Origin of the sequence: Mesoflavibacter zeaxanthinifaciens DSM 18436 (assembly GCF_000422365.1) — a bacterium.
In the GTDB taxonomy this organism is placed as follows: domain Bacteria; phylum Bacteroidota; class Bacteroidia; order Flavobacteriales; family Flavobacteriaceae; genus Mesoflavibacter; species Mesoflavibacter zeaxanthinifaciens.
Genome location: NZ_AULQ01000007.1, coordinates 20,689 through 33,034, shown reverse-complemented (window position 1 = coordinate 33,034; position 12,346 = coordinate 20,689). Strand labels below are relative to the sequence as shown.

Sequence of the window (12,346 nt, the reverse complement as noted above, 5' to 3'; positions counted from 1 at the left end):
TTGAAAAAATTTCTAATCCCATTATTACTTCTTTTACTTGGTTTTGGATTAACTATAGTTGGAGCTTTGCTTAAAATTCAACATTGGCCATACGGAAATATAATTTTAACCATCGGAACTTTTGTTGAGTTTGCTGCACTTTTTTATGCTATTATTGTACTAATTAAGATTTACCGCAATAAGTACTAAAAACTCCTTATCATATTTTGAAAGCGATTACAACATATAAAAACCGTGTTTTTGGTTTAGATGTTGTAAGAGCAGTCGCTATTTTACTTATACTTTGTTCACACTCTACAATTTTATTGTTTCCAAATTCTGAAGCTACAGGACTAAAATTTATCCAGTTTTTTGGCACAATTGGTGTTGATATTTTCTTTGTCTTAAGCGGGTTTTTAATAGGTACAATTCTTATAAAACATATAGAAAACAAACATACTAAACCTAAACATTTCTTACAGTTTTGGTTAAGACGTTGGTTGCGTACATTACCTAATTACTACCTAATTTTACTAATAAATATTGGGTTAGCTTTTTTTTATAAAAATGAAATCCCAAACCAGTTGTATAAATATTTCTTTTTTCTTCAAAATGTCTTTGAAGAAATGCCTGATTTTTTCACAGAATCTTGGAGTTTAACTATTGAGGAATTTGCTTATCTATTAGGACCAATAATATTAATGCTTTTTGCTTTAATCTTCAAAAGGCTTAATAAATGGATGTTTTTATTAATGACAACTTTGGTAATAGTGTACTTCATTGTAAATAAGCTAATATTTCACTATAGTTATACAAATATTCCTCATGATTTTAATTGGAGTCATTCGCTTCGTAAAGTAGTTTTTACTAGAATAGATAGTATTTACTTTGGGTTTTTAGGTGCATTTATTAGTTATTACTATGCTCAGTTTTGGTCCAAAACCAAATGGTTTAGTTTTGGATTTGGTAGTGTATTATTTTTAGGACTCCATTATTTAATTTATAAAAATCAGTTGCAACCTAATCAGTTTTCTTTCTTTTTCAATGTTTGGTATTTACCATTAGTTTCAATAAGTATTTTGTTGTTTTTTCCTGTGTTTTCAACTTGGAAAACCAAACAAGTAAATTTTGTGACCAAAATAAGTTTATGGTCATATTCATTGTATTTAGTTAATTATTCTATAGTGTTATTAACTCTAAAACATTTTGTAAGTCTAGAGCATAGTTCAATCCTTTTCAAATTAATTATGCTAATAATTTTTTGGATTGCCTCTTTTGTATTGTCTTATATTTTATATGCTTATTTTGAGCGTCCTATCATAGAATTTAGAGACAATCTAAATAAATAACAACTTCCTTATTAAGCATAATATTGTTAATTTATTATTTTAAAGCTGTTCAAATTATTGTTATTATAAAAATTGCATTAAATTTTGATTATATATTGAAAATAATTTAGTATTTCTCTCTTTTTGTTATACATTTTCTATCTTCTTTAAGATTTCTTACTTTTGCAAAACTTTAAATTGCCTATTCTATAATTGCAATTTTCAGTATAACTAACACTGAATATATTTATATGAATACTTACAACGACTACCTTAAAGAAATTGAAGCTCGTAAACTTCAAGGATTACATCCAAAGCCTATTGATGGCGCAGAATTATTAAGCGAAATTATAGCGCAAATAAAAGATGAAAATAACGAGCATAGAAAAGATTCTTTAAACTTTTTTATATATAACGTTTTACCAGGTACTACAAGTGCTGCACGTGTAAAAGCAGACTTTTTAAAAGAAATTATTTTAGGTGAAACTAAAGTAGAAGAAATTACTTCAGAATTTGCTTTCGAGCAATTATCTCACATGAAAGGTGGACCATCTGTAGAAGTACTTTTGGATTTAGCTTTAGGTGAAGATAAAGCAATTGCTGAAGCTGCAGCTAAAGTATTAAAAACACAAGTGTTTCTATACGAAGCAGATACCGAGCGTTTAGAAGAAGCAATGAAAGCTGGTAGCGCGATTGCAAAAGAAATAATCGAGAGCTATGCACAAGCAGAATTTTTCACAAAACTTCCAGAAGTTCAAGAAGAAATTCAAGTTGTAACTTATGTTGCTGGTGTAGGTGATATTTCAACAGATTTATTATCACCAGGTGCAGATGCGCACTCAAGATCAGATCGTGAGTTACATGGTCAATCTATCTTTGAACATAACAAAGACATGCAACAAGAAGTGTTAGCTTTAAAAGAGCAACATCCAGATAAACGTATTATGCTTATTGCAGAAAAAGGAACAATGGGTGTAGGATCTTCTCGTATGTCTGGTGTAAATAACGTGGCATTATGGACAGGTATTCCATCATCACCTTATGTACCATTTATTAATATTGCACCTGTAATTGCAGGTACTAATGGTATTGCACCAATCTTTTTAACTACAGTTGGTGTAACAGGAGGAATTGGAATCGACCTTAAAAACTGGGTAAAACAAAAAGATGAAAACGGTAACACAGTTGTAGATGCAGATGGTGAGCCAATTTTAAAAGAGGTGTATTCTGTAAAAACAGGTACGGTTTTAACAATTAATACAAAAGAGAAAAAATTATATAACGGAGATCAAGAGCTTAAAGATATTTCAACAGCATTAACACCACAAAAAATGGAGTTTATCAAAGCTGGTGGATCTTACGCTGTCGTTTTTGGTAAAAAATTACAAACCTTTGCTTGTAAAGCTTTAGGTATTGAAATACCTCAGGTGTACGCAGCATCTAAAGAAATTACTGTAGAAAACCAAGGGTTAACAGCAGTAGAAAAAATCTTTAATAAAAACGCTGTTGGTACGACACCAGGAAAAACATTGCACGCTGGTTCTAACGTTCGTGTAGAAGTAAACATTGTAGGTTCTCAAGATACTACAGGTTTAATGACGTCTCAAGAATTAGAGATGATGGCAGCTACGGTAATTTCACCAATTGTAGATGCTGGTTACCAATCTGGTTGTCATACAGCTTCTGTTTGGGATGACAAATCAAAAGCTAACATTCCGCGTTTAATGAAGTTTATGAACGATTTCGGTTTAATTACTGGTCGTGATCCAAAAGGTCATTATCACGCAATGACAGATGTAATTCATAAAGTATTAAACGATATTACGGTAGACGATTGGGATATCATTATTGGTGGAGATTCGCACACACGTATGTCTAAAGGTGTTGCTTTTGGTGCCGATTCTGGTACTGTAGCATTAGCTTTAGCAACTGGTGAAGCTACAATGCCAATTCCTGAGTCTGTAAAAGTAACGTTTAAAGGTAGCATGAGAAGCTTCATGGATTTCCGTGATGTGGTACATGCAACGCAACAGCAAATGTTAAAGCAATTTGATGGCGAAAACGTATTCCAAGGTCGTGTTATCGAAGTACACATTGGTACGTTAACATCAGATCAAGCCTTTACATTTACAGATTGGACTGCAGAAATGAAAGCGAAAGCATCTATCTGTATTTCGGAAGAAGAAACGTTAATCGAATCTTTAGAAATTGCTAGAGATCGTATCCAAATCATGATTAAAAAAGGTATGGATAACGAAAAGCAAATGCTACAAGGTTTAGTAGATAAAGCAAACAACAGAATAGAAGAGCTTAAATCTGGTTCTAAACCAGCATTAAAGCCAGATGCAGATGCTAAATATTATGCAGAAGTGGTTATCGATTTAGATGAAATCGCAGAACCAATGATTGCAGATCCAGATGTAAACAACGAAGATCCTTCAAGACGTTATACACACGATACCATTAGACCATTATCTTACTATGGCGGAACTAAAAAAGTAGATTTAGGTTTCGTTGGATCATGTATGGTACATAAAGGTGATATGAAAATTTTAGCGCAAATGCTAAAAAATATCGAAGCTCAACACGGTAAATTAGAATTTAAAGCGCCATTAGTTGTAGCGCCACCAACATACAATATTGTAGACGAGCTTAAAGCTGAAGGTGATTGGGAAGTGTTACAAAAGTACTCAGGATTCGAGTTTAACGATGACGCACCAAAAGCAGCTGCACGTACTAAATACGAAAACATGTTGTATTTAGAGCGTCCTGGTTGTAACCTTTGTATGGGTAATCAAGAAAAAGCTGAACCTGGAGATACAGTAATGGCAACATCTACACGTTTATTCCAAGGTCGTGTTGTAAAAGATGCCGATGGTAAAAAAGGGGAATCATTATTATCATCAACACCAGTTGTAGTATTATCAACTATTCTTGGTCGTACACCAACTATGGAAGAATACGAAGCTGCAGTAGATGGTATTGTATTAACTAAATTCAAACCATCTCAAAAGCAATTAGTAATGGCGTAATAGTCATAATAACTTATATTCAAAAGCTCGAATTTTCAATTCGAGCTTTTTTTTGCTTTTCAATTTAATAATGAAATTAAGTGGTAATTGGTATTATTAACCTTTTCTTATGATAAAAATGAAAGAATTTTATTAAATTAAAAATCTATAAAAATGATAGTATTTGGACTCAAATCATATCATTTTTTTTAATAAATTTAAGACAAACAAAAAAAACAAAACTTATGGCATTTGATATTGACATGATTAAAAAGGTATATAGCCAAATGGCAGAACGAGTAGATGCTGCTCGTGACGTTGTAGGAAAACCTTTAACACTTTCTGAAAAGATTTTATACAATCACCTTTGGGACGGAACTCCAAAAACAGCTTTCACAAGAGGTAAAGATTATGTAGATTTTGCACCAGATAGAATTGCTTGTCAAGACGCAACAGCACAAATGGCATTATTGCAATTTATGCAAGCCGGTAAAGATAAAGTAGCTGTACCAACTACGGTGCATTGTGATCACTTAATTCAGGCTAAAGATGGTGCAGAAAAAGATTTAAAGCATGCAAACGATGTAAGTAAAGAGGTTTTTGAATTTTTAGAATCAGTTTCTAATAAATATGGTATTGGCTTCTGGAAACCAGGAGCAGGTATTATTCACCAAGTGGTATTAGAGAATTATGCGTTTCCTGGAGGAATGATGATTGGTACAGATTCTCATACCGTTAACGCTGGTGGATTAGGTATGGTAGCTATTGGTGTTGGTGGTGCAGATGCTGTAGATGTAATGGCAGGAATGGCTTGGGAACTTAAATTTCCTAAGTTAATAGGTGTAAAGTTAACAGGTAAATTGTCAGGTTGGACAGCGCCAAAAGACGTTATTTTAAAAGTTGCCGAAATATTAACTGTAAAAGGTGGTACTGGTGCAATTGTAGAGTATTTTGGTCCTGGAGCAACATCTATGTCTTGTACAGGAAAAGGAACCATTTGTAATATGGGAGCAGAAATAGGAGCTACAACTTCTACTTTTGGATATGACGATTCTATGGAGCGTTATTTACGTGCAACAGATAGATCTGATGTAGCAGATGCAGCAAATAAAGTGCGTGAATACTTAACAGCAGATCCTGAAGTATATGCTAATCCAGAACAATATTTTGATCAAGTGATTGAAATTAATTTATCTGAATTAAATCCATTATTAAACGGACCATTTACACCAGATTTATCAACTCCGGCTGGTAAAGAAATGACTAAAAAAGCAACAGATAACGATTGGCCTTTACAAGTAGAATGGGGATTAATTGGTTCTTGTACAAATTCGTCTTACGAAGATTTATCAAGAGCGTCATCTATTGCGCAACAAGCATTAGATAAAAAGCTGAAAACTAAAGCAGAATTTGGTATCAATCCTGGTTCTGAGCAAGTCAGATATACAACAGAAAGAGATGGCATTTTAGAAATCTTTGAAAAATTAGATGCTACAATATTTACTAACGCTTGTGGACCTTGTATTGGTCAATGGGCAAGATATAGCGATCCTAAAAATGCACCAAAAAACAGTATAGTTCATTCGTTTAATAGAAACTTTGCTAAGCGTGCAGATGGTAACCCAAATACACATGCTTTTGTGGCGTCTCCAGAATTAACAGCAGCTATTGCAATTGCTGGTCGTTTGGATTTTAATCCAATGACAGATAAATTAATTAATGAAGATGGAGAAGAAGTGATGTTAGACGAACCAACTGGTTGGGAATTACCACCAAAAGGTTTTGAAGTTAAAGAAAACGGTTATTTAGAACCAAGAGAAGATGGTAGTAGCGTTGTGGTTAAAGTTGCAGAAGATTCTGAAAGATTACAACTATTAACACCATTTACACCAATCGGTGATTCAATAACAGGCGCTAAATTATTAATTAAAGCTTTTGGAAAATGTACCACAGACCATATTAGTATGGCTGGACCTTGGTTACGTTTTAGAGGTCATTTAGATAATATTTCTAACAACTGTTTAATTGGAGCTGTGAATGCTTATAATAAGAAAACAAACTTTGTTAAAAACCAATTAACTGGTGAATATGGCGGCGTACCAGATACACAACGCGAATACAAAAAAGAAGGTGTTTGGACGGTTGTAGTTGGTGATCATAATTACGGTGAAGGTTCTTCACGTGAGCATGCTGCGATGGAGCCAAGGCACTTAGGTGTAGCTGCTGTGATTGTAAAATCTTTTGCACGTATTCATGAAACAAACCTTAAAAAGCAAGGTATGTTAGGTTTAACGTTTGATAATGAAGCCGATTACGATTTAATACAAGAAGATGATACATTTAACTTCTTAGATTTAAATGAATTTGCACCTAATAAACCACTTCATATTGAAGTCGTACATTCAGACGGAAGTAAAGACACTATTAAAGTAAATCATACGTATAACGAAGCTCAAATAGAATGGTATAAAGCAGGTTCTGCTTTAAATTTGATTGCAGCTCAAAACGCATAGTTTATTTAATTAAATAATAAAAACTCCTGAATATTCAGGAGTTTTTTGTTTCATATATTTTATAATGAAATCTATTAAACCAAAATTTACTTTAAATAATATTCTGTTTGGGTTATTTATTGTGTTAATAATAATTCCGCAATCAAGACAGTTTATACAAATTCAACTACAAAAAGGCTTGTCTGTATTTTCTCCTAGTATAGAAGCTGAAGATGAACGAATCCAGTTGCAAACCTACCAATGGACTTTACAAGATGTTAACGGTAATATTTACGACTTTTCTTCAGCTAAAAATAAAGTAGTATTTATTAATTTTTGGGCAACTTGGTGTCCGCCATGTATTGCAGAAATGTCTGACTTAGATCAACTTTATAACGATTATAATGATAAAGTTGAATTTTTATTTGTCACCAATGATGATAGTGAAAAAGTGAAAGCATTTTTGACCAAAAATGGTTATAGTTTAGAGGTGTATTATCCAATGTCAAATCATCCAGATTTTGAAGTATCAAGTATACCACGCACTTTTTTAATTGATAAAAACGGTAAGATTGTTATTGATAAAACAGGAGTTGCTAATTGGAACGGAGATAAAGTTAGAGCAACTTTAGATAAGCTTTTAAACGATTAAAGCGTTTTAAAAAAAGCTTTAATAAAACTGAAACTAAATAACGACCACATAATTTTAATGTCTTCAAAAAGTGAAGACTCTTCATCTAAAAATTTAAACATGGTTGGTGTGCTATTTTTACTGTAAAATTGATTAAAAACCCATTCGCCTTTTTCATTATTATCTTTTAAAACTTGTAAAAATACTTTGTCGTAAAATTTATACTTGTTTTTAAAAAATCCGTTTGTGGTTGGTTGATTGGTTTTTATATTCTCAATAATTTTTGCAACTCTTTTTTCTGTGAGTTTAAAAGAATATCCCGTAGAAGGTTTTACCCAACCGCCAGCTGTACCAATTTTAGTGATTTTGGAAGAGTTAAACAATTGAAAATTAAAAGTTGTCATTGGTATTTGACCAACTTCAGTTTCGACAATATTATAATTATTAATGTTTAAATATTCTGAAATATATTGCTTTAAATAGTTGTCGTAATGGTCACTTTTAACAGTGTTTTCCGTAAAATATGTAAATTCTACTAACGCTTTATTTTTTGTATGCGGTAACACATACATAAAGGTTGTTTGATTATTATCTTTTAATCGATAATCCATCATTGTTAAGCTGTTTTCATTAAAAACATCGTTTTCAGCTTCTATAATCCAGCCTTTAAAATGTTGTATTAAAGTTGTGGCTTTTTCATCTTTAAAAAACGCGTCTGGAATCCGACTATCAAAAACATGATTTGTCGTATAGTTGTTTGTTTTGGTTGTGACTTCAACTATTTCTTTTTCTTTAACCGAAGTCACGGTTTCCACCAAAAATGTAATATTGTCTTGCTGATTGAGTTGTGCTTTAGCTTCCGTATAAAAGTCTATTGCACGTATAGATTTATAAGTATAAGGTTTTAGATTTAAGCTTATTTTTTGGTCTTCTGCGTAGATAGTTGCATGTTGCCAGGATTGGTAAGTTAAATGACTAAAAGTGCTATTGTTTTGTTCCCAAAAACTCCAAGTTTTATCATTTTCAGTTTTAGTAGAAGCGTCTATTAAAGCAATGGATTTATTATTAAAATATGAATCCTTGGCAAAAGCTAAGGCTAATTGAAGTCCAGCTAAACCATTGCCAACTATGATATAATCATAATGTTTTTGAGACATTTAGTCTATTTTTTGAAGTACTTAAATGGTACGACTAACATGCCAAAGTTTTCTCCATCTTCTTTGCCTATATGCTTGTGATGTATTTTGTGTGCACGTCTAACACCACGTGCGTACCAATTATTAGCATTTCTAAACATTTTAAAGCGTTGATGGATAAAAATATCGTGTACTAAGAAGTAAGCTGCACCATAAGCCATAATGCCTAAGCCTATTGGTAATGTATACCATATATCTTCGTAACTCCATAAGTAAAAGCAAGTCATACTTACAATTGCATAAAAGATAAAAAAGGCATCATTACGCTCAAACCAGCTATCGTGATCTTTTAGATGATGGTCTTTATGTAGTGACCATAAAAATCCGTGCATGATGTATTTATGTGTAAACCATGCCATAAATTCCATGATAGAAAATGTGCCTAAAAATATTAATATCCAATACAATGTTTTCATGTCTAATTATAATAAATTTAACTGATACTTTACGTAGCTTCTAGTTAAAAGTTCTGCCTTTTTGTAGTTTGGTACTCTTATTCTAGTATTTTTAATTTCTAATGCTGGTGTTTTTTTAAGCTTTGCCAGTAACTGGTGATAGTATCTATAAGCCATAAATACTCCAAATTTAGCCTCCATAGGTAATTGTTTTATACCTTCTAAGCCTTTTTTAAAATCGTTTTCAATATCATTAATGATGAATAGTTTATCTTCTTCAGTTAGATTATTTAAATCTGTATTTGGGAAATAAGTTCTATCAAGTAATTCGTGATCAGCTTTTAAGTCTCGTAAAAAATTCACCTTTTGAAAAGCAGAACCTAATGACATTGCTGTGTCTTTAAGTTTTTCGTATTGATCATTATCTCCTTTAACAAAGACTTTTAAACACATTAGTCCAACTACGTCTGCAGAACCATAAATATAATCTTTATACTCTTGGTCTGTAGTGTATTTAGTTTTAGATAAATCTAGTCGCATACTTTTCATAAAAGCATCAACCATATGTTTTTCGATGTTATACTTGTGATATGTATGTTGAAACGCATTTAATATTGGATTTAGGCTAATTTTGTTTTTTAGAGCTAATTCTAAATCATTTTCAAAATTGTTAAATAAAGTTTCTTTATCATAATCATGAAAAGTGTCTACAATCTCATCTGCAAACCTCACAAAACCATAAATATTATAAATATCCTGTCTGATAGACTTTGCAAGCATTTTTGTAGCTAAAGAAAACGAAGTGCTGTAAGATGTAGTAACAACTTTACTACAATTGTACGACACAGAATCAAATATTGCTTTCATAGTTTTTGGTGGTGTTTTTGGATTAATTCTGCTACTAATTTTCCAGATATAAGTGCTGGCGGCACACCTGGACCAGGAACAGTTAATTGTCCTGTAAAGTAGAGGTTGTTAACTTTTTTACTCTTTAAATTTGGTCTTAAAAAAGCGGTTTGCGTTAGCGTATTAGCCATTCCGTATGCGTTTCCTTTGTAGGAATTATATGCTTCAATAAAATCTTTAACACAAAAGCTTTCTTTAAAGATAATACTATTTTTAACATCTTGTTGAGTTAATTTTTCAAAACGAGACATGATTATATCAAAATATTGTTCTCTTAATTGAGGTGTATCTTCTAAGTTAGGAGCAATTGGTATTAAGAAAAAACCATTTTCTTTACCATTAGGCGCCATGCTGTTATCTGTTACAGATGGGAAATTGGCATAAAATAGAGGTTCTTTAGGCCATTTTGGATTATCGTAAATATCTTCTGCATGCGTTTCAAAGTTGGTATCAAAAAATAAGTTATGATGGTTTACATTTTTCAATTTCTTATCAAAACCTACGTAAAATAGGAGAGAAGAAGGAGCAAAGGTTTTATTGTTCCAATATTTTTCTGAATACTGTCTATATTTTCTATCTAACAACGTTTCTGAGTGATGATAATCTGCACCGCTTAAAACAACATCAAACTTTAAAGTTTTACCGTTAACAGTAATTGATGTTGATGTATTATTTTCAACATTAATATTAGTAACATTAGAGTTTACATTTATTGAAACACCTAATTCTTCTGCAAGTTGTCTCATTGCAAGAATTATTTGATACATTCCGCCTTTAGGATGCCAAGTACCTAAGCCAAAATCGGCGTAATTCATAAAACTATAAAAAGAAGGTGTATTGCTTGGTTTTGCACCCAAAAACAAAACAGGAAACTCTAAAGTAGATATTAGTTTAGGGTTTTTAAACTGGCGTCTAACATCACTGCTTATTGTTTTAAAAAATTGATCTAGTCTAGTAACAGTATCTTTAGTAACCAATTCTAAGGGTGAAACACCTGGTTTTAATACAATTTTGTTTATGGCAATGTTATAATTATCTGCAGCTTTATTTATAAATTTTTTAAGAGGAATTGAACTTCCTTTTTCTATGCGTTCAAATTCTTCGCAAATTTTCTCCATTGTATCTCCTATGGTGATAACTTCATCATTAAAGAAAATTTTATACGCAGGAGAAAGCTTGTCTAGCTGATAAAAATCTGAAGTTTTTTTATCAAAATCATTAAAAAACTTATCAAATATATCAGGCATCCAATACCAGCTTGGTCCCATATCAAAAGTAAATCCATCTTTTTTAAACTGTCTACAACGTCCTCCTACAGTATCATTTTTTTCAAAAACTGAAACATTAAATCCATCCTTAGCAAGATAACATGCAGCAGATAAAGCAGAAAACCCAGAACCTATTATTGCTATTTTATTTTTCATTATTAATATGATCAATTAAGTCTTTTGTAGACTCAAAAGTTTTAATGTTTGAGTTAGAAATGTTAGACTTTGTACCTAATAGTCTTCCTGATACTAAAAGTTTGCATTTATTATTTTTTAATAAAGTGCTTGAGAAATTATTTAAATAATCTTCTATGTTTTCGTTTTCTGGGCTTACTGTAAAATTTGAAATAAAAGTTATGTCTTTATGTTTTGTTAGTAAAAACTCTAAACTCTTAATAGGTACAGATTGTCCTAAATAGATAACATGTTTACCTTTTAAAGTTAGTTCTAAATTTGTAAATAATAAACCAAGCTCGTGCATTTCATTATCTGGTAAGAATAAAGCATATGGTTTTTGACTTAAGTCTGGTGTATTAATCTTGTAAGCTTTTTCTGTTTCGACTAAAATCTTCTTTTTAATAATTTCAACTACAAAATGTTCGTGAGCAGGTGTTATTGTATCTGTTTGCCATAATAATCCTATATGATCTAAAAGAGGAATAAAAACATCAAAAAAAATGGTTTTAAATGACATTTCTTCCTCCAGTTTGTAAAAGGTTTTATTAAAAAGGCTTTGATCAAAGTTAATCATTGCCAATTTTAATAAATTTATAGAATGATTGTTAGGATCTTTACTTTCTGCTATTTCTTTTACAAGTGAAGAAATTTCGTTTTCATCAAGACTTGCTATTTTAGATATTTTGTATCCGTTTTTATTTAAAAAACTAATATTTAATATTTTTTGAAGACTAGCGGTACTGTAATATCTAATATTGGTATCAGTTCTGTTAGGTTTAAAAAGGTTGTAGCGTTTTTCCCAAATTCTTATGGTATGCGCTTTTATTCCCGAAAGATTTTCGAGATCCTTAATACTAAAGTTTGTTTTAATACTGTTCATTGTTTTGTAAAAATAATTAAACAAAACGTAAAACTGATAAAAAACAATTTATTTTTTTGAAATAATTAACAATTAAAAACTAA

10 protein-coding genes are annotated in these 12,346 nt (G+C 31.3%); 5 read left to right on the top strand and 5 right to left on the bottom strand.

From position 1 onward, the window contains the following. The 5 genes from H574_RS14040 (at nt 1) to H574_RS0107550 (ending at nt 7,462) form a co-directional block, all read left to right on the top strand. Nucleotides 1-189 carry a GldL-related protein gene (locus tag H574_RS14040; protein ID WP_240471263.1) on the top strand — a complete coding sequence of 63 codons (189 nt, stop codon included), beginning with the start codon at nt 1-3 and terminating at the stop codon, nt 187-189. Nucleotides 190-206: 17 nt separating this feature from the next. Further along, entirely contained in the window at nt 207-1,328 is a 1,122-nt protein-coding gene (locus H574_RS0107565; RefSeq protein ID WP_027879999.1) for an acyltransferase family protein, read from the top strand. 230 nt (nt 1,329-1,558) lie between these two features. Then, the gene (locus H574_RS0107560) at nt 1,559-4,339 is read left to right on the top strand and encodes a bifunctional aconitate hydratase 2/2-methylisocitrate dehydratase (RefSeq protein ID WP_027879998.1); all 2,781 of its coding nucleotides are present in this window, start codon (nt 1,559-1,561) and stop codon (nt 4,337-4,339) included. 224 nt (nt 4,340-4,563) lie between these two features. Continuing rightward, nucleotides 4,564-6,831: an aconitate hydratase gene (locus H574_RS0107555; protein ID WP_027879997.1), complete on the top strand. Its 2,268-nt coding sequence runs from the start codon at nt 4,564-4,566 to the stop codon at nt 6,829-6,831. Nucleotides 6,832-6,895: 64 nt separating this feature from the next. Then, nucleotides 6,896-7,462 carry a TlpA family protein disulfide reductase gene (locus H574_RS0107550; RefSeq protein ID WP_027879996.1) on the top strand — a complete coding sequence of 189 codons (567 nt, stop codon included), beginning with the start codon at nt 6,896-6,898 and terminating at the stop codon, nt 7,460-7,462. Here H574_RS0107550 and H574_RS0107545 read toward each other — a convergent pair. Genes H574_RS0107545 through H574_RS0107525 form a run of 5 tightly spaced genes read right to left on the bottom strand, consistent with a single transcriptional unit; the run spans nt 7,459 to nt 12,263 of the window. Beyond that, nucleotides 7,459-8,598, bottom strand: a complete 1,140-nt coding sequence (locus tag H574_RS0107545; RefSeq protein WP_027879995.1) for a lycopene cyclase family protein — start codon at nt 8,596-8,598, stop codon at nt 7,459-7,461. The two genes, H574_RS0107550 and H574_RS0107545, sit on opposite strands and share 4 nt — an antisense overlap. 5 nt (nt 8,599-8,603) lie before the next feature. After that, the gene (locus H574_RS0107540) at nt 8,604-9,053 is read right to left on the bottom strand and encodes a sterol desaturase family protein (protein WP_027879994.1); all 450 of its coding nucleotides are present in this window, start codon (nt 9,051-9,053) and stop codon (nt 8,604-8,606) included. 6 nt (nt 9,054-9,059) lie between these two features. Then, a complete protein-coding gene (locus tag H574_RS0107535; protein ID WP_027879993.1) occupies nt 9,060-9,899 on the bottom strand; it encodes a phytoene/squalene synthase family protein in 840 nt (279 codons plus the stop codon). After that, nucleotides 9,896-11,362 (bottom strand): phytoene desaturase family protein, encoded by a 1,467-nt coding sequence (locus H574_RS0107530; RefSeq protein WP_027879992.1) that lies wholly within the window; start codon nt 11,360-11,362, stop codon nt 9,896-9,898. Before H574_RS0107530 ends, H574_RS0107535 begins: the two co-directional genes overlap by 4 nt. After that, complete coding sequence (locus H574_RS0107525; protein ID WP_027879991.1) at nt 11,352-12,263, bottom strand: MerR family transcriptional regulator; 912 nt, start codon at nt 12,261-12,263, stop codon at nt 11,352-11,354. The genes H574_RS0107530 and H574_RS0107525 overlap by 11 nt, the downstream gene beginning before the upstream one ends. Nucleotides 12,264-12,346 lie beyond the last annotated feature (83 nt).